Origin of the sequence: Psychromonas arctica, assembly GCF_038155225.1 — a bacterium.
Classification (GTDB): Bacteria; Pseudomonadota; Gammaproteobacteria; order Enterobacterales; family Psychromonadaceae; genus Psychromonas; species Psychromonas arctica_B.
This window is the reverse complement of record NZ_JBAKBA010000035.1, coordinates 24261-44047: the sequence shown is the minus strand read 5'-3', so window position 1 is coordinate 44047 and position 19787 is coordinate 24261. Positions and strand designations below refer to the sequence as shown.

Below are 19787 nucleotides of genomic sequence, written 5' to 3'. Positions count from 1 at the left end.
ACATTGAATGACACGTTTTTAGTTAAACAATATTCAAAAAAGAGAGCTTAGGCTCCCTTTTTTTATGCCTGTAGAAAAGTTGAAAGTCTGCATTTCGCAATCCGCGAAGGTGGTGCTATACCAAGTGCATGTAGGTACTGGTGTTGTTTCTACTATCATCGAGTTCTTGTCGAAACATATAATTACACGTTTTTAGTTAAACAATATTCAAAAAAGAGAGCCTAGGCTCTCTTTTTTTATGCCTGTAGACGTGTAGAAAAGTTGAAAGTCTGCATTTCGCAATCCGTGAAGGTGGCGTTATATCAAAGTACCTTTCGGTGCAGGTGTTGTTTCTACTCTTTGATTTTTTGACCTTGGGGCGCTGACTTTAGTCTGCAGGGATTCTGGTGTTAAGATTTGTTCTTTTGTTCTTTTGATCTTGGTAACACGAATAATTAATTGAATAATCTATCTAATACCAATCACACTAATTAAGTTATCTATTTTACTTATTAAAATAACTTATTTCTTCGTTGTAAATTTCGTAAAGGGAACAATCATTTAGCTCAAATTTCGCCTTGAACTAAGTCATTTTTCCTGCGCAAAATTTAGATCACTTATTTAATGTAATCGGTATAACAATCAACACAAAAAAATCTGCAAGCTGAAAACAGGGCCGTGGAGTTCCTCCGCTCATAACACTAGGCTGTCGCCTAATTCACCATGCGCCCGAAAGTCAACTGTCTTGAAAAACACCGAACATTGCAACTTTTTGAAAGTCGCTGAACGGTTTGAGCTTTTGACCTCGGGGCGCTGACTTTAGTCTGCAGGATTTTTTGTGTTGGTTTTGGTTTGTTAACTTTCTTATTACAGGGTCAAAAGCAACACATGTAAACATTAAAGCCTGCAAGCTGAAAACAGAACTCGTAGAGCTGCTCTTGTTGATTTTATGTTTTAAGATAATTAAGTGTTGGGCGGCAGCTTGTTTTTGCATTAGGAGTGACTTTAGGTGCACTATATGCGACATTAAAACATTAAAACATTAAAACATTAAAACATTAAAACATTAAAACATTAAAGAAAGCTGAATGAATGATAACGAGTTAAAATTCGTTATCATTCTTGGTAATTTATATTGTTATATTTTGATTTTTTCTTGTTACTTATTACTTTTATAAAGTAATAAGTTAATCATTGTAATCTTTTCGTGCATTAGCAATGGCGTAGCCGGGCATCTTTTTAGCTAATTTAGCTAATAACCTTTCCGCTTCTTTTTTGGTTTTTGGATTTACAATGATGCTGCTATTTAACGCTCTGTATGCATCTTCATAATCAAGTGGACTGCCATAACCTTGATCGAGTAATTTGATATAACTGATTTTTGCAGGTAAGTAACCTTGTAATGCGGCTTCTCTGAAATACCTTGTGGCTTTATCTTTGTCTTTAATAACCAAAGTACCGTTATTGTAATAACGCCCTAATTGTTCTATCGCTGCCAATAAACCTTGTTTAGCGGCTTGATCTATATAATACATGCCTAACGTTGCATCACGCTCTACACAAACACCCCAGGCAAGCATATCACCCCATAAAAATACGTAAGAGGGTTCTTGTATTTTTAGCGCATGTGCTTCGATATCTTGTACTAATTGGCAATCATCTGCTTTGACTCTTTGTAAATGCTTATTTTTTTTAATCAGAGAATTGAGTTCATCTTGGGTATATACCTGTATCACTTCATAATCTTCAGCGATGGCTGTTACGCTATTTAATAAGCTAAATATTAGTAGTGATTGTATTATTTTTTTCATATAAACCCTTGGCTTTGATACTTTATCAAAATATTCATTATAGTTATTGATATTAAGTTATCGGCAACTAACCTTTTTTCTTAAGTAAAAAACAGGCAAAAAAAAGCCCCTAATATTATTAGAGGCTATTTATAGCAATCTTATTTAATCAATATCGAAAGTAATTAAATACCACTACCTTGTTCTTCAATAGGGTCTTCGTGTAATCCACACTCACGTTTTAAGCCAAAGAAGCGTGTTTCTTCTTCACTCATGCCTAATTCTAGTGGGCGTGATGTTTGTACATCGCCAACTGAAACATAACCTTGCTCCCATAGTGGGTGATAACTTAAACCGTTTTCTTCTAGGTAGTAATGTACTTCTTTATTACTCCAGTCGATAATAGGTAAAAATTTAAAGCAGTTATTTTGAATACTTAAAACGGGTAAATCTTCACGGCTTGATGATTGTGAACGACGTAAGCCAGAGAACCATGTTTTAGCATTTAATTCTTTTAGTGCCCGTTTCATCGGTTCAACTTTATTGATCAAATTGTACTTAGTTAAACCATCTACGCCTTGATCCCATAATTTACCATAACGAGCTTCTTGCCATGCAGAGCTTTGTTTTGCACTGTAAATTTTTAGGTTTAAGTTAAGTTGCTTTGTTAAGTCATCAATAAATTGATAGGTTTCAGGAAATAAGTATCCCGTATCAGTCAAGATAATTGGGGTATCGGCTTTTACACTGGTGACCATGTGTAAACAGACGGCGGCTTGAATACCAAAACTTGATGATAAAACAAATTCACTTTCTAAATTGTCGATCGCCCATTGAACACGCTGTTGAGCGGTCTGTTTTTCTAATAACTGATTAACTTCAGCTAAAGCAGCAGTCTGCTCGCCTTTAGATAATGTTAATAGATGGGCAAGATCTAACCTATTAGGCATGGAAATCCCTAGCTGAAATGACGACTTCAGCGACAATACCTGCGCGGATAACAAAATCACCGAAAGCTTCACCTTCATTGCGTTCTGCAGACCAACGAGCACTTAATGCGTCTATTTCGGCTAATATTGTTGATTCATCAACATTTTCTTTATAGATTTTAGGCACTCGAGTACCAGCTAAATCTGCACCTAGATACATGTTATATTTACCTGGACCTTTACCGACTAAACCGATTTCAGCCAACATTGCACGACCACAACCGTTCGGACAACCAGTCACACGTAGGATGATACTTTCGCCTGCTAAGTTGTTCTTTTCTAGAATCGCTTCAACATCATCAACAAGACCTGGTAAGTAACGCTCTGCTTCTGCCATTGCCAATGGGCAAGTAGGGAAAGCAACACAAGCCATTGAGCTCATACGTTGGTTCGATACTTTATCGCTGATTAAACCGTGCTCACGTGCGATTTTTTCGATTGTCGCTTTATTCTTAGGAGCAACGCCAGCAATAATTAAGTTTTGGTTTGCTGTTAAACGGAAATCACCTTCGTGAATTTTAGCGATTTCTCGCATACCTGTTTTTAACTGCTTACCTTCAAATTGATCTGCCGGGAAGTCAAGAATACGACCGTTTTCGATAAATAACGTTAAGTGTTCTTTACCATCAATCCCTTTTACCCAACCAAAGCTATCGCCACGGTGTGTAAATTTATAAGGACGAGAATCTTCAAATTTAATACCTGCACGCGCTTCAACTTCTTCGCGGAATGCATGTGCACCTACACGGTCTAATGTGTATTTCGTTTTAGCATTTTTACGGTTAACTCGGTTACCCCAGTCTCGTTGCGTGGTTACAACAGCTGCTGCTATGTCTAATGCTTTCTCTTTAGGAATAAAACCAAAGTCATCAGCACAACGTGGGTAAGTCGAATTGTCACCATGAGTCATGGCTAAACCACCACCTACAAGCACGTTAAAACCAATTAATTTACCGTCTTCACTAATTGCAACAAAGTTTAAATCATTGGCATGAAGATCGATATCGTTGTTAGGCGGAATCACTACCGTTGTTTTAAATTTACGTGGTAAGTAGTTGCTACCTAAAATTGGCTCAATAACGTCATCTTCTGTTGTTTCAACGCGTTCTTCATCTAACCAAATTTCGGCGTAAGCACGAGTCTTTGGTAGTAAATGTTCACTTAACTTAGTCGCCCACTCGTAAGCTTCTTGATGCAGCTCTGACTCAACTGGGTTAGAAGTACAAAGTACGTTACGGTTAACATCGCCAGCCGTTGCAATTGAATCAAGACCTACACTATTAAGTGTTTGGTGCATTAATTTAATGTTTGGCTTTAGTACGCCGTGAAATTGAAACGTTTGACGCGTAGTTAAACGAATGCTGCCGTAAGATGTATGATCATCAGCAAATTTATCAATCGCTAACCATTGCTCAGTATTAATAATACCGCCAGGTAAACGTGCTCTAAGCATTACGTTGTGTAATGGCTCAAGTTTTTGTTTTTGACGTTCAGCACGAATATCGCGATCGTCTTGTTGATACATACCGTGGGTACGAATCAATTGGAAATTATCTGGAGTAAAACCACCCGTCATACGATCTTGAAGATCTTCTAAAATAGTACCGCGAAGATAATCACTCTCAGCTTTTAAACGCTCATTGTCGGCATGTTTACCTTCAACAATCAGTACAGGGTTTTCAACTTTTGGTAAATCGTTGCTCATTAGTAAACATCCTTCTGGTAACGCTTGTTAGATCTAAGTGATTTTAAATAATCTTCTGCTTGTTCAGTACTTAATTTGCCGTGCTCCGCAATGATGTCTAACATGGTTTGGTGAACATCTTTTGCCATGCGGTTAGCATCGCCACATATGTATAAGTGTGCGCCACGTTCTAACCATGCGAATACTTCGCTAGCGTTTTCTTTTAAACGGTCTTGTACGTAAATTTTTTCAGCTTGGTCGCGTGAGAAAGCAACGTCCATTTTCGTTAACAAACCCGATTTTAAGTAATTCTGCCATTCAACTTGGTATAAGAAGTCTTGTGTGAAGGTTTGGTCACCAAAGAACATCCAGTTATCACCTGTTGCATCACGTGCTTCACGCTCTTGCATGAATGCTCTAAATGGCGCAACACCTGTACCTGGTCCGATCATAATAACAGGAGTGTCATCTGATGCAGGTAGACGGAAGTTATCGTTATGCTCAACAAAAACGCGTACTTTTTGGCTTTCTTCTAAACGGTTCGATAAGAAACCAGAAGCGCCACCTGTACGTGTTTTATCGTTAGCATCATAGCTCACTACACCTACAGTTAAGTGAACTTCTTCTTCTACTTCAGCTTGTGCCGAAGCGATAGAATATAGACGAGGTGTGATTTTACGTAAGGCGTCAACGAAAGTTTGTGCATCAACATCTGCTTTAGCTTGGTTAACAACATCGATAATTTGATGGTTACCTGAGAACTCACGTGCAGCATTTTTATCATTTGCGATAGCTTTTAGTTTATCGTCACCAGATTTCTCAGCCCAAAACTCAATAAATGAAGGCGCTGTTTGGGTAATTTCTAGTTGCGTTAATAGCGCTTCTTTTACGCTAAACTCTGTATCTTCACCAGAAATGCTTAAACTTATTTTGTCATCAGCGCTGTAACCTAATTCAGCGATTAGCTCATCAACCAATGCTTCATCGTTTTCAAACCAGACACCTAAAGCATCACCAGTTTGATAAGTTAAACCTGACTCACCTAAATCAATTTCTATGTGGCGAACGTCTTTCGCTGAATCGCGACCAGTAATTTTTTGGCTTAATGCAAACTCAGCAGCATACGGGTTCTGTTTAGAGTACTGACTTGCTGTGCTTGGTGCTGCAATACCTGCAACTGGTACAGATGTTGTTACTTGTGCCATTTCACCTTTTAAGGTTGTTACAACACTTGAGATCCAAGCTTCGCTTTCAGTCTCATAATCAACATCACAGTCAACGCGAGGTGCTAATTGACTTGCGCCTAACGCTTTTAAGCGTTCATCAAAGTCTTTACCTGTTTGACAGAAAAATTCGTAACTGCTGTCACCTAATGCTAATACGCTGTATTTTAGTTCAGGTAATTTAGGTGCTTTTTTACCTAATAAGAATTCGTGGAACTCAATCGCATCATCTGGCGCTTCACCTTCACCATTAGTACTAGCAACAATTAATAAATGAGTTTCATTTTTTAATGCTTTTGCTTTGTAGTCAGCGGTGTTTTTAAGGACCACATTAAGGCCTGCCGCTTTTGCGCTTTCAGCAAGTTGACTCGCTACACCTTTCGCATTACCTGTTTGTGATGCGTAAAGGATAGTTAACGTTTGACCTGCACTTTGTGTAGGAGCTGCAGCTGTTACTGGACCTTGGCTTACGCCTGCTAGGTAACCACTAACCCATGCAGTTTGTACTGCATCTAAGCCTGCTGTTGCTTGTTGCAACTGAGCCAGTTGAGACTCTGATAAAGGCGATGTTAAAGCCGATAAATTGTTAAGTGCCATGAAGTAATTTCCACTATTACATTAAGATGATTGGAGTTTACGCGAGCTTAGAACTAACACAAAAGAATAAAAGTTACTCTTTTATAACTAAATGCTATTTAAAAAGTGTGGTTAATAATCATTCGTATTTGGGTGTTTTTTTAGAGAGGGAAGTTGAAGACGATTATGCTTAATGTTGACCCCATTATAAATCTATTTAAAATGGGGCCAAGTCATTTTTTATTAATATACAGGGTTAAAAGTTTGATGCTATCAACCCATTAATATTTTCAAAAAAACTATATCGTTGTTTCTGCATCTAATTCGATTTCATTTGAGCGAGTAAAAGCAGGGTGGGTTGCTAATTGTTGAATATAAGTGGCTATGTTTTTATATTTATCTAATTCGCCATTGTTTTGAACTAACTCTGCAATGAATGACATCATGATGTCTGCACCAGTTAATTGGTCTGAGACTAAATAACGTTTACCTTGCAATGATTGATCGAAGAAACTAATTACTTTTTCAGTTTCTATATCTGCATATTGAGCTAAAAAGTTAGTTTCACAGCCATCTTTTGCAACAAACATTTTTAGTAACAAAGGTAAAATAGCAGAGCTCTCTGCAAAGTGTAGCCATTGAGAATATTCTACATATTCTTTTGTACCACGTGTTGGTGCTAATTGACCGTCTGCGTATTTATCAATAAGGTATTCAGTAATAGCCCCTGATTCTGCGATAACTAAACCATCATCTTCAATCACCGGTGATTTGCCTAACGGGTGAACTGATTTAAGCTCTGGTGGCGCAAGAAAACTGACGCTATCACGTTGGTATGGGACAATTTCATAGCTAATATTAAGTTCTTCTAATAACCAAATAATGCGTTTAGAACGTGATTTATTTAAATGATGTAATTTGATCATGATATTCCTAATTTTTATAATGGTTGATAATGTAAGAGAGAGTTGCTCAAAACTCTTTTATTCTACAATCCATTGCTGCCTATCAATGTAAACTCATCATAACGTTATTCAATACTTTTATATATCCACAAACAGAGTCATTGACTAATACCAATCACACTAATTAAGTTATCTATTTTACTTGTTAAAATAACTTATTTCTTCGTTGTAAATTTCGTAAAGGGAACAAACATTTAGCTCAATTTTCGCCTTGAACTAACTCATTTTTTCTGCGCAAAATTTAGATCACTTATTTAATGTAATCGGTATAACTATTTGGACGAGCCCAATTATCAGCCTCGGCATTCACGCCTACATCGCATGTGGACTTTAAACAAAAGGCCACAAATAGATAGCTATTTGTGGCCTTTAAATTTAATGTGTTATTTTTTAGTAGTGCTTAGAAATGAACTTCTACACCTGCAAATAAACCATCGATTTCTTGTTTGTTAGAAGTATGGTCTAAATCTAATTCTTGTACTCGGTAACCTGTACGAACAGCGACATTTAATAAGCTTGAATCAGGATTAAACGTATAAGCCAATCCAATTTCAGCACTCAATGCATCATCATCAGTTACTGAACCACCAATTACTTCTGCAAAAGCATGCATACTTACACCGGGTACGTGTACTTTAGCAGCACCGTATGCTTGAACAATTGAAGCACTTTCGTTGTAGCCTTCAGCGTCGGTATAAACAGCACCTAAATCAAGTTCAACTAGATCGTTATCAAGGATTTCGTAATACAAGATACCATTTGTCGTTGAGCTATTATCTTCATCAAAATGGTGGTTTGTTAGGTCATTATATTTAATTTTAATATTTGGTATTAATGGAATGAAATGTTCAAAAGCTACATAACCAGAAATATTGTTTGATCTGTCTGAATCATTGCCGAGCGTCGTATCATTCGTACTGTAATCAATACCTGCATAAACACCTAAGAAATCAGCCATTGCCGGCATGCTCATTGTAGCTACGATAGCAGCCGCTAAAACTTGTTTTTTCATAATTCGATATCCCTTTGTGAGCTTAATTATTTAATGATGTTTGTGTTCTGACATTTTGTGAGAAGGGTTAATCTTTTGTACTGGTGTATTTACTTTGATCTGTTCACCATTATCAAAATAAAGCATAAGATCGACGCTTTGTCCTTCTGTTAAGCTATTTTTTAAACCTATAAACATAACATGATAACCGCCTGGCTGTAATGATGTACTACTATTTGCTTTAATCATTATAGTGTCTACTTGACGCATTTTCATCAAGCCGTCTTCATTAATATTGGTGTGTATCTGAATCTGTTCTGCAATATCACTTTGTACTGCAACTAAATTAACATTCTTATTAGTATTGTTGGTGATAGTAAAAAATGCAGCGCTATTTTTTGCATGAGGCGGTGTAGCACGTATATGCTGCTCGCTAATGTCTAACTCACTAGCAAAGCTGTTTATTGAAAGTAATAACGTGCAAATTAAAAATGTTAGTTGTTTCATGATTTGTCCTTGTTATGCTGAAAGAAATAATAATAAATTAAATAAGCGGCTAATATCCAAATGCCAAATTTTAAGATAAAGGAGAGTGCGCCAATAAAGATAAAACAAGCAATCATGATGAAAGCGATAACACCGAGGCTAAGGATTGATATGCCAAACATAAAAAGTACAAATGCGGACATTAATAGCGCAAGCAATTCAAACATTTTATTCTCCTATAAAAAAATGCAAAGTACAGGAAACTGCACTTTGCATAAGTAAGGTTTTAACAATTATATTGGTATTTACGCACGCAGTGCTTTATCACCACGAGCAATACCACAAACCCCAGATCTAACGACTTCTACAATTTCACTTGCATCACAAATAGTTGCTACAAAAGCATCTAATTTTGAACCTACGCCAGTTAATTGTATGGTGTACAGGTGTTGAGTAATATCAACTATTTGACCACGGTAAATATCACAAGTGCGTTTAACTTCTTCACGTGCTTCGCTACCCACTGTGCGTACCTTTATTAACAATAGCTCACGTTCTACATGTGCACTTTGAGTTAATTCAGAAACACGTAACACATCAACCAGTTTGTGTAATTGCTTCATCATCTGTTCAAGTGTTGCATTGTCAACTACGTCAGTCGTAATGGTCATACGTGACAGTGTTAAGTCATTCGTTGGTGAAACGGTTAAAGACTCAATGTTATAACCACGTTGTGCAAATAAACCAACAACACGTGCAAGTGCACCAGATTCATTTTCTAATAATACAGAAATTATTCTACGCATCAGTTTGCTCCGTTTTGCTTAGGTACATGTCTTGCATACTGCCAAATTTAACTTGCATAGGGTAAACGTGCTCTTCAGGGTCAATCGCAACGTCAACAAATACAACACGATCTTTTAATTCAAACGCACGTATTAATGCAGGTTCAAGCTCTTCAATTTTATCTACCTTAATACCGATATGGTTATACGCTTCTGATAATTTAACAAAATCAGGCACACTATCCATATAAGAATGAGATTGACGACCACCGTAGAACATTTTTTGCCACTGTTTTACCATACCTAGTGAACGGTTGTTTAATAACAAGATAACAACTGGAATGTTGTATTGCATACAAGTTGATAGCTCTTGAATATTCATTTGAATAGAGCCATCGCCTGTTACACAAACAACGGGACGATCTGGGAAGGCTATTTTACAACCCATTGCAGCAGGTAAGCCAAAGCCCATTGTTCCGGCACCACCTGAGTTAATCCATTGACGAGGTTCTTTAAATGGATAATATTGAGCGGCAACCATTTGATGTTGACCAACGTCAGAAGTAACAATTGCATCGCCTTTTGTTACTTTATATAAACATTGGATTACTTGCTGTGGTTTGATATGCGTTTCTGATGTTTTGTAAGCAAGACAATCTTTAGCGCGCCATTCGTTAATTTGATCCCACCAAAGATTAATACTTTCGCTATCATTGTTTGCTTGAGTTTCTTGAATCAGATCTAACATCTGTTGTAACACCACTTCAACACTACCTACAATCGGTAAATCTGCATGGATATTTTTTGAGATAGATGTTGGGTCGATATCAATATGCATGATTTTTGCGTTTGGACAGAATTTATCAACATTATTGGTTACACGATCATCGAAGCGTGCACCACAAGAAAAAATCAAATCAGCATTATGCATTGATTTGTTTGCTTCATAAGTGCCGTGCATACCTAACATACCGATAAATTGTTTGTGCTCGCCAGGGAATGCACCCAAACCCATTAAGGTATTGGTTACTGGTAAGTTTAATTTTTCAGCAAGCTCTAATACTTGTTTTGATGCATTGGCAATAATGGCGCCACCACCTACGTATAAAACAGGTTTTTTAGCACTTGTTAACGCAGCAACTGCACGTTTTATTTGTCCTTTATGTCCGCTTAACGTTGGGTTATATGAACGTAAGCTAACCGTTTCAGGATATTCATAAGGGAATTTATTTAGTGGGTTTTGTACATCTTTTGGAAGATCAATAACCACAGGGCCAGGTCGGCCTGTTGATGCAATATAAAATGCTTTTTTGATAGCAATTGGGATTTCTTCAGCGGTACGACATGAAAAACTATGCTTAACGACTGGGCGAGAAACACCAATCATATCCGTTTCTTGGAAGGCATCGTCGCCAATCCAGAAAGTAGGAACTTGACCTGCTAAAACAACTAATGGAATCGAATCCATGTAAGCCGTTGCAATACCAGTAATACAGTTTGTTGCGCCAGGGCCAGCTGTTACTAATACACAACCTACTTTGCCTGTTGCACGTGAATAAGCATCTGCCATATGTACTGCAGCTTGCTCATGACGTACTAAATAATGTTCGATTTTGTCAGATTGAAAAATCGCATCGTAAATATCTAAAACTGAACCACCAGGGTAACCAAAGATATGTTCTATACCTTCGTCCTGTAGTGAGCGCACAACCATTTCTGCGCCAGAGAGCATTTCCATAATTTGTATCCTTATACAATCGGTTAATTGCGTCGTTTTCTATCTGTATCGGATAGAAGCGAACTTTGCTTAAATGAGTTTTTAACTTTACGTTAATGAAAATAAAATGCATCTAAAAAACACTTAAATATCGCATTTTTTTAACTTATTTGCTGTATTTCTGATTTTTTTGTAAAGCTTATTAACATTTTATGCTTTTCAATGTAGTGGAGCATTTTCCGCGCTATTTTGGTTTTTCTCAATACAGTGTGATTTTTTAATAATAATCTTTTAAAGCAATCTACAAACAACCTAAAAAAGAACCTTATTTAAATGCTTTTTAGGCATCATTTTATCCGTCCTTCCTTTTAATCTAAGTGCATAAACCCCATTTCCTTAGCTGGGCTGAGCACTGCGTTATTACTTTAGTTGATAAAAGCACCGCTAAGCGGCTATTAATTTTAATTGTTCTCTATTTATTTCGATGATAATTGGTTAAAATTCGCCTCTTTTTACGAATATACTAATAGCGAGCCTCAATGTTTGAAGTAAATCCTATTCTTAATCAACTTAAAGACCTAACTGAGCGTGCTGAAATGCTTAGGGGGTACCTTTGACTACGACGCCAAAGTAGAGCGACTCGAAGAAGTTAGCCGTGAGCTTGAATCGTCTGAAGTTTGGAACGATCCTGAACATGCACAAGCATTAGGAAAAGAGCGTAGTAGCCTTGAATTAGTAGTGAAAACGATTGATGCCTTAACAGAAGGTACTGACGAAGTTGAAATGCTAGTGGAAATGGCGGTAGAAGAAAGCGATCAAGACAGTTTTGATGAAGCGATTAAAGAAGCCAATGATCTTGAAAAGCAATTAGAAATATTAGAGTTTCGTCGTATGTTTTCGGGTAAACAAGATGCTTGCTCTTGTTACCTTGATATTCAATCTGGGTCTGGTGGTACTGAAGCACAAGACTGGGCTAATATGCTATTACGTATGTATTTACGTTGGGGTGAAGCCAATGGATATAAAACCGAATTAATGGAAGCAACGCCTGGCGATGTCGCAGGTATTAAAGGCGCTACTATTCGTTTTAGTGGTGAATATGCTTATGGCTGGTTGCGTACTGAAACAGGTGTGCATCGTTTAGTGCGTAAATCGCCATTCGATTCATCGGGTAAACGTCATACGTCTTTTGCTTCTGCGTTTATTTATCCTGAAATTGATGACAATATTGATATTCAAATTAACCCTGCAGATTTACGTATTGATGTATATCGTGCATCGGGTGCAGGTGGTCAACATGTTAATACCACTGAGTCAGCGGTTCGTATTACCCACGTGCCAACTAATATAGTAGTGCAATGTCAAAATGACCGTTCGCAGCATAAAAATAAAGATCAAGCGATGAAGCAACTTCGCGCGAAACTTTATGAGCATGAAGTACAATTGCAAAATGTAGAAAAGCAGATTAATGAAGATGGTAAGTCGGATATTGGCTGGGGCAGTCAAATTCGTTCATACGTATTAGATGATTCGCGTATTAAAGATTTACGTACCGGTGTTGAAAATCGCAATACTCAAGTCGTATTAGATGGCGATTTAAATAAATTTATTGAAGCAAGCCTAAAGTCTGGATTGTAAATAAAATAAACAGCATAAGCCTTATATTGATTTACTTTATGTAAGGCTCATTTAGAAAAATAATGTAAGACACTAAACCGATAGGAACTATCATGTCAGAGCAAAATAAAGCAGAAGCACCACAAGAAGAGTTGAACGATATTTTAACCGCACGTCTAGAAAAACTAGATGCTATGCGTGAAAAGGGACAAGCATTCCCAAATGACTTCCGTCGTAAAAATATCTCAGATGAACTGCATAAGCTTTATGACGAAAAGAGCAAAGAAGAGCTAGAAGAATTAGCCGTTGAAGTGAGTGTTGCTGGTCGTATGATGACACGTCGTATTATGGGTAAAGCAAGCTTTGCAACTATTCAAGATATGGGCGGTCAGGTTCAAGTTTACGTTGCACGTGATAACTTAGCGGAAGGTTTTTACAATACTGAATTCAAAAAATGGGATTTAGGCGATATTGTGGGTGCTACAGGTGTTTTATTTAAAACTAAGACAGACGAACTAAGTATTAAAGTATCAGAAATCCGTATTCTGACTAAAGCACTACGTCCATTACCAGATAAGTTCCACGGTTTATCTGATACTGAAGCTTGTTACCGTCAACGTTACCTTGACTTAATTGCTAACGAATCATCACGTAAAACATTTATTTTACGTAACAAAATCGTAACGGCTATTCGTACTTACTTAAATGAACGTAATTTTATGGAAGTAGAAACGCCAATGTTACAAGCAATCCCAGGTGGCGCTACAGCTCGTCCATTTGAAACGTTTCATAATGCATTAGATTTACCAATGTATTTACGTATTGCACCAGAATTAAACCTTAAGCGTTTAGTGGTTGGTGGTTTTGAGCGAGTATTCGAAATTAACCGTAGCTTCCGTAACGAAGGTGTTTCAACGCGTCATAACCCAGAATTCACTATGATCGAGTTCTACCAAGCTTACGCTGATTACATTGACCTAATGAACTTAACAGAAGATATGTTACGTACTATTACTGAAAACGTATTAGGTTCAAGCATTGTTAAATATGGTGAAGAAACGTTTGATTTTGGCCAACCTTTTATACGCTTAACAATGAAAGAATCAATTCTTGAATACAATGAAGGCATTGAAGCATCTGAACTAGATAGCATGGAAGGATTAAAAGCCTTAGCAAAACGTTTAGATATCCACTTAAAAGACAGCTGGGGCGAAGGTAAAGTCTTAACTGAGATCTTTGAAGAAACGGCTGAACATAAACTAATGCAGCCAACGTTCATTACCGCTTACCCAGCTGAAGTATCACCATTAGCACGTCGTAATGATGAGAATCCAGATGTAACGGATCGTTTTGAATTCTTCGTTGGTGGTCGTGAGTTAGCGAATGGGTTCTCTGAGCTAAATGACTCACAAGACCAAGCGCAACGTTTCATGGATCAAGTCGCACAGAAAGAATCTGGTGATGATGAAGCTATGTTCTACGATGCAGACTATATTACTGCTCTTGAACATGGTTTACCACCAACAGCAGGTGAAGGCATTGGTATCGACCGTTTAGTGATGTTGTTTACTGATAGCCATACTATCCGTGACGTATTACTATTCCCACACATGCGCCCACAAGCTAAATAATAAATACACGTTATTATTTCAACGTTGTTATTTCACAACATTAAGCCTCGTTATTCGAGGCTTTTTTTGCCCATTTTTTTATGACGAAAGTATTTTTTATTGCATTTAATACTTATTAAAATTGACGCTTAGTGTATTTAATTAAAAGAATAACTTAATCAGTCAAAGCCATTCAGTTCATTATAAAAATAACAAAATAAATAAGAACTCACTTATACAAAGCAGTTAATACTATTATTTATTTCTTTTATTTTTAATTAAGTTACCTAATCAAAATAATGAGTATTAAAGTAAAATATTCATGTCATTTTTTTATTCTCTTTAAATTGTTTTTTAACCAATTGATTTTTAAAGTTTTAATAAATAAGCGTTAAGTTATTTGTTATATTTTTTATATGTTAAATACTTATTTTTTTGTAAACAATATCAAAAGTACTTAACAAACTTATCTTTATTCTCATTTATTTTGAAATTTTCAGTAAACGGGGTGGGTCTTTTGAGGGGACAGTAACTTACACTCAATTGATGACGAGTTATTGTTTACAGTTTTTTTACTCATAACTTGTTTTAAAACATTACGTCTTAACCCATTACATTAAGGTCAATTATCATGAAAAAAATATTAAAAAACAAACCTGCTATCATCGCTGCTGGTATCTTTACTGCTGCTTTAACTATTAACCCAGCATATGCTGGTTGTGGTGGTGCTGATTTCGATGATTATTGTTCGCCTTGTTCAGCTAAGGTGACTAAAGTGGTTAACCCGTGTGCTGTTAAAAACCCGTGTGCTGCTAAAAACCCGTGTGCTGCTAAAAACCCATGTGCTGCTAAAAACCCATGTGCTGCTAAAAATCCATGTGCTGCTAAATAAGCACTTTATTAGTTAGTTAATTATTGGTAAACAACGTATTCTAATAAGCGTTAATAGATGTTGATTAAAAAAATAGGTAACTTAGTTGGTACCAAATTTTAGAGACTTCTAGGCGAAATCAGCACATTTTTTTGCTATAACATTTTACTAGAATACGCTGTTTTATCTTTTTAACCTTTAATATTAAGTTTTATATTATGCATAAAATTTCTTGGTCTGCTTGTGAAGCGAATATTCCCCTTGAAGCTCCTTCGTTAGAGTCAATTGATAATATCGATGCTCTATTAGTCGCTGCTAAAAAAGTGAAAGAGTGCCATCGCCTTTTAGAGAGAGGGGGGATCAATATTGTTAGTGAATTGCTTAAAGGGGAGGGGACATTTTACCAATTAAACCATTACCCTGAAGAAGATGTTTATGACAATGAAACACACAGTCAATATTATTACCATAATCATCGTGGAATAGAGTCTGAGCATGGCCACTTTCATACTTTTTTACGTTCACCATCAATTCCTGAGTCGATTAAACCGATGGAAGGGTTTATGCATTCAGAGCCGTGGCCTGCAGGTGAGAAGGCTGTTGCACACTTTGTTTGTATTTCAATGGATGATGAAGGTTTCCCTGTTGGCTTTTTTGCGGTAAACCGATGGGTCGCTGCACAAACATGGTATTCTGCTAAAGATACCATTGCATTATTAGATCGTTTTTATATTGAGCATGCTTATCCTAATTTAGTCGTCAACCAATGGTTATCAGCGATGTTTGTTTTGTTTAGACCACATATCGTTGCTTTATTAGAGCATAGAGATAAAGTGATTGAGTTTATGCATAAAACAAACCCAGAAGTTGATGTATTAGAAGATCGTTCATTAGATATGACAGGCTCATTGTCTATAACAATAGATGAGTGGGTACTGCAATTGACAGAGAAAGCTGAAACGCTTAATCATAACATCGACTAACAATGCCGAGTAATAACGATACCTAGTAAATTTTATTATCGAAAATAACCGTAATGGTATCAATGATATGAATTTTTTGGTTATCAAAGAATAGAGTTGAATAAGCTAGGCAATAAGCTCACCTAGCTCAGTTTTTATTAGTAAGAAAAATTAAGTTTACCTTGTAATTGCTCAATAAAGTGATTTAAACCTGCCTCATCCACTTCGTTAAAGCGCTCTGTTATTGGGCTATCAATATCTAATACTGCTATCGTTTTTCCATTGTAATTAATAGGTACTACAATCTCTGACTGGCTTGCTGCATCGCAAGCAATATGTCCTGGAAACTCATGTACGTCACCGATACGCTGCGTTTTATTTGTGCTAAACGCTTTACCACAAACTCCTTTATCTAAATCGATACGCACACAAGCAACATTACCTTGGAATGGACCCAATACAAGTTGATTGTTTTTTAATAGATAAAAACCTACCCAGTTTATATTCGATAAGTTCATATTAAGCAGAGCACTTACATTAGATAGATTAGCTGTTAAATCTTTTTCATCTTCTATAAGAGCAATAGCTTGTTTTGTGAGTAATTGGTAGTCGGCTAATGTTTTCATTTTTTACCTGCTTATTAATTAATTATATAAAGAGAGAATAAATATTTTTATGGTTAACGCAAGAGAGAATTAAGCTTGGTTAGGGGAGATTGATGAAAATAAAAGAGAATCTTTAATAAAATAATACTTTTTATAAAAAAGTATTATTTTATGCACATTTTTTGCACATTCAATGGTTATTGTATGAATCTTGTTTTTAGTCTTATAAGGTTTTCTAAATGAAACAATGTTCAAAAGTTTTACTTGCTTTCGCTCTTTCAATTGGTTTTATCGGTCAGAGTTACGCAGCTGGTTCTGAGCAAGGAGATCGTCCTCAAGGTGGTCCGCCTGCATTTTCATCGATCGATACTGATGGTAACGGCGAAATTAGTTTTACAGAGTTTTCTGCTAAAGACATTCCACATGGTGACCATCAAACAGTCTTTGATGAAATAGATTCAGATAGTGATGGTGTCATCACTGAAAGTGAATTTAGCAGCCACAAGCCACCTCGTCGAGAAAATTAAAAATATAGATTGTTGTTCTTTTAATCATATCGAATGAGTTCACGGTCTAAATATTTTTTCGGTATTTTTATAAACGAAAACATAGGTATTTTCCATGTTGACCTGAACGGAAAGAAATAATCACTGAATAAGTGTGGAAGGAGGCGTAAGATCTCCTCCACATTTATCATCACATAGTATCAGTACATGAAACAAGCTAACATTAATATATCTGAACGTGTTTTGGATATATTATTATTGGTGAATTTCTGTTGTTAAATTAAGCTGTTTTATTAATTTAAATAACTTTAGATATTTGATGATGTGAAAATTGGTATCGAAGTGGGTGATTCGACTATCAATACTGCTACATAATATTGTAATAGTATATTTAATGAGATAGGCCCGTTAGTTTTGTTAAATGCTAACGGGTTTATTTTTATTATTTAATTTTAATTCTGGCTAATAAAATATAAATTATATTTAAAATCATGAGGTTATATTTTTTATTCTACAGTGCCGTTAGTTTTGTGTCGTTCAAAGCGAATTATTGAAGCAATAACTGGTTATTGATAGATAATTTAACGCAGAAATCCGCATAAATAGCAGTGTTGTATTGCTTTGCTTATTCAGAATTGAGGTTATTTACTTATTTAATCTGCTAAGTAGACCTTTATTACCATTCTATTTTTATATTGTATTGCCTTATTTAATATTTTTTAACTTACTTATTCGGAATGCTTCGATGGTTATATCAATGGTATTAAATAAGTTGTTCTAATAAGTAAAATAGATTAGTTAATTAGTGTGATTATTAGTTAATCCCTTGTTGAAGTAAAAGGTCTGTTAATATTGTTTATCTGGTTCTTACAAATTAAAACCGTAATACAAGCATGAGATTGCTGATATGAAAATCCACAATAAATTATTTTTTGTTTTTTTTAGCTTTAGCTTGTTATTAGTGAGTGCTTTAGTCTTGTTAATACAATGGAGTATTAATAAGGGAGTTATTGATTATGTTAATAGTAAAGATATAGAAGCATTAAAACCTCTCGTTACTCAGCTTGAAAAAGAATATAAAAAAGAAAATAGCTGGCAAGATTTAAGAGGTCATCATAAAAGATTTGGAGATATACTTTTTTTGCACTTACAAGGTGAATTTAGTGTGTCAGAATTACCAGGACGACCTAACCACCCACCAAGAGATCGACAAGATCGTATTTCCCAACCTGATCCTATGCTCAGAGATGGCCATCCTATAGAAAGTAACCGCCCACCAAGAGGTCAAGCAAGTTTTGCTTTATTTGATCATAATAAAAATCTTATCGCTGGTTATTATGATGAAAATATTGAGTACAATAAAACCCCTATCAATGCCAATGAAGTTAATGTTGGTTGGTTAATGATCCCTAAAAAAAAGCAAATTACAGACGGTTACGAGCTTGATCTTATCGAACAATTGCAAAGTTACTTATGGGTAATAGCGATCTTTACCATGTTTTTAGTCGCCTTGATTACTTTTCCTATCGCACGCCATATAGCAGAACCAATTAAGAAAATTATTCTAGGCATGCATAAATTAACGCAAGGTGATTATCAACAGAATATAGCTCTGAACAGAAAAGATGAATTAGGTGAACTTAGTCGAGACTTTAATGAGTTAGCATTAACCTTGCATGAAAACGAAGGTGCTCGTAAACGCTGGCTAGCAAATATATCCCATGAATTGCGAACCCCTGTCGCGATCTTACGTGGTGAGTTAGAGGCGATGTTAGATGGTGTTAGACCAATCAATGAAAAAAATATTGACTCTGCTAATGATGAAGTTAAACACTTACAGCATCTTATTGATGATTTAGACCAGCTTAGCAGTGCCGATATAGGTGGTATGCATTACCGAAAGAAAACAGTTAATCTTGGTACATGGTTCAAGTCAGAAGTTGATAAATATACAGGCTTTCTAGCGGCAGCTAATATAGTCTTAGTTGTGGATAATAATGAGACAGAAGCGAATGTTTTTGTCGATACAACAAGGTTATGTCAGTTATTTGAAAACTTAATTAATAATTGTATTAAATATTCAGAAGCTAGCGTTGTAAAGATTTCAATTGAACTATACACATCATTAACAGGAAGCTTGATACGCATTAAAGTCGAAGATGATGGTGTTGGTGTCGAAGAGCAACATCTACAGCGCCTTTTTGAGTACTTATACCGAATTGAAAGCTCAAGAAATAGGAAGACAGGTGGAGCCGGGCTTGGTTTGTCTATTTGTGCACATATAGTGACGGCACATCAAGGTAGTATTAAAGCGTTAGCATCAGATTTAGGCGGGTTAGCAATCGTGATTGAGCTTCCGTTGGATCAATAATATTTTCTAACGGTTAAGTATTTTAATACTGCTTATACGTAGTATTAAAATAGAACCTAC

At 36.1% G+C, this 19787-nt stretch carries 17 protein-coding genes; 6 read left to right on the top strand and 11 right to left on the bottom strand.

The genetic code is table 11. The features are described from left to right. Nucleotides 1-1166 precede the first annotated feature (1166 nt). The 10 genes from V6255_RS13795 to V6255_RS13750 all read right to left on the bottom strand — a co-directional run bounded on the left by V6255_RS13795 (nt 1167) and on the right by V6255_RS13750 (nt 11206). Nucleotides 1167-1790 carry a flagellar protein MotX gene (locus V6255_RS13795; protein ID WP_341628678.1) on the bottom strand — a complete coding sequence of 208 codons (624 nt, stop codon included), beginning with the start codon at nt 1788-1790 and terminating at the stop codon, nt 1167-1169. Between the two features lie 164 nt (nt 1791-1954). Further along, nucleotides 1955-2719, bottom strand: a complete 765-nt coding sequence (locus V6255_RS13790) for a phosphoadenylyl-sulfate reductase (RefSeq protein WP_341628677.1) — start codon at nt 2717-2719, stop codon at nt 1955-1957. Next, nucleotides 2712-4463 carry an assimilatory sulfite reductase (NADPH) hemoprotein subunit gene (gene cysI / locus V6255_RS13785; RefSeq protein WP_341628676.1) on the bottom strand — a complete coding sequence of 584 codons (1752 nt, stop codon included), beginning with the start codon at nt 4461-4463 and terminating at the stop codon, nt 2712-2714. The genes V6255_RS13790 and cysI overlap by 8 nt, the downstream gene beginning before the upstream one ends. Next, the gene (locus tag V6255_RS13780) at nt 4463-6262 is read right to left on the bottom strand and encodes an assimilatory sulfite reductase (NADPH) flavoprotein subunit (protein WP_341628675.1); all 1800 of its coding nucleotides are present in this window, start codon (nt 6260-6262) and stop codon (nt 4463-4465) included. Before V6255_RS13780 ends, cysI begins: the two co-directional genes overlap by 1 nt. A gap of 278 nt (nt 6263-6540) precedes the next feature. After that, on the bottom strand, nt 6541-7167 hold the full coding sequence (locus V6255_RS13775; protein WP_341628674.1) for a glutathione S-transferase: 627 nt from the start codon (nt 7165-7167) through the stop codon (nt 6541-6543). A gap of 439 nt (nt 7168-7606) precedes the next feature. Next, nucleotides 7607-8218 carry a TIGR04219 family outer membrane beta-barrel protein gene (locus V6255_RS13770; protein ID WP_341628673.1) on the bottom strand — a complete coding sequence of 204 codons (612 nt, stop codon included), beginning with the start codon at nt 8216-8218 and terminating at the stop codon, nt 7607-7609. Between the two features lie 30 nt (nt 8219-8248). Continuing rightward, entirely contained in the window at nt 8249-8704 is a 456-nt protein-coding gene (locus V6255_RS13765) for a copper chaperone PCu(A)C (protein WP_341628672.1), read from the bottom strand. Next, nucleotides 8701-8910 (bottom strand): hypothetical protein, encoded by a 210-nt coding sequence (locus tag V6255_RS13760; RefSeq protein ID WP_025565347.1) that lies wholly within the window; start codon nt 8908-8910, stop codon nt 8701-8703. Before V6255_RS13760 ends, V6255_RS13765 begins: the two co-directional genes overlap by 4 nt. Before the next feature lie 78 nt (nt 8911-8988). Further along, nucleotides 8989-9489 carry an acetolactate synthase small subunit gene (gene ilvN / locus V6255_RS13755; RefSeq protein WP_341628671.1) on the bottom strand — a complete coding sequence of 167 codons (501 nt, stop codon included), beginning with the start codon at nt 9487-9489 and terminating at the stop codon, nt 8989-8991. After that, nucleotides 9482-11206, bottom strand: coding sequence for an acetolactate synthase 3 large subunit (locus V6255_RS13750; protein ID WP_341628670.1), 1725 nt, complete (start codon nt 11204-11206; stop codon nt 9482-9484). Before V6255_RS13750 ends, ilvN begins: the two co-directional genes overlap by 8 nt. Before the next feature lie 518 nt (nt 11207-11724). Between V6255_RS13750 and prfB the strand changes: the two genes are divergently transcribed. The 4 genes from prfB (at nt 11725) to V6255_RS13730 (ending at nt 16266) form a co-directional block, all read left to right on the top strand. Continuing rightward, a protein-coding gene (gene prfB / locus V6255_RS13745) for a peptide chain release factor 2 (protein ID WP_341628669.1) occupies nt 11725-12823 on the top strand; the annotation gives its coding sequence in 2 pieces (ribosomal slippage) (nt 11725-11799 and nt 11801-12823; 1098 coding nt in all). 92 nt (nt 12824-12915) lie between these two features. Further along, a complete protein-coding gene (lysS, locus tag V6255_RS13740; RefSeq protein ID WP_341628668.1) occupies nt 12916-14433 on the top strand; it encodes a lysine--tRNA ligase in 1518 nt (505 codons plus the stop codon). Between the two features lie 610 nt (nt 14434-15043). Then, nucleotides 15044-15304: a hypothetical protein gene (locus V6255_RS13735; protein ID WP_341628667.1), complete on the top strand. Its 261-nt coding sequence runs from the start codon at nt 15044-15046 to the stop codon at nt 15302-15304. A gap of 197 nt (nt 15305-15501) precedes the next feature. Next, nucleotides 15502-16266 carry a DUF6969 family protein gene (locus V6255_RS13730; protein WP_341628666.1) on the top strand — a complete coding sequence of 255 codons (765 nt, stop codon included), beginning with the start codon at nt 15502-15504 and terminating at the stop codon, nt 16264-16266. Nucleotides 16267-16403: 137 nt separating this feature from the next. Here the strand turns inward: V6255_RS13730 and V6255_RS13725 are convergent, their stop codons facing one another. Next, the gene (locus V6255_RS13725; protein WP_341628665.1) at nt 16404-16871 is read right to left on the bottom strand and encodes a GAF domain-containing protein; all 468 of its coding nucleotides are present in this window, start codon (nt 16869-16871) and stop codon (nt 16404-16406) included. A gap of 218 nt (nt 16872-17089) precedes the next feature. On the opposite strand from V6255_RS13725, the gene V6255_RS13720 reads away from it, so the two are divergent. Next, nucleotides 17090-17377 (top strand): EF-hand domain-containing protein, encoded by a 288-nt coding sequence (locus V6255_RS13720; RefSeq protein WP_341628664.1) that lies wholly within the window; start codon nt 17090-17092, stop codon nt 17375-17377. An 886-nt stretch (nt 17378-18263) separates the two neighbouring features. Then, the gene (locus V6255_RS13715) at nt 18264-19727 is read left to right on the top strand and encodes an ATP-binding protein (RefSeq protein ID WP_341628663.1); all 1464 of its coding nucleotides are present in this window, start codon (nt 18264-18266) and stop codon (nt 19725-19727) included. The last annotated feature ends 60 nt before the right edge of the window (nt 19728-19787 follow it).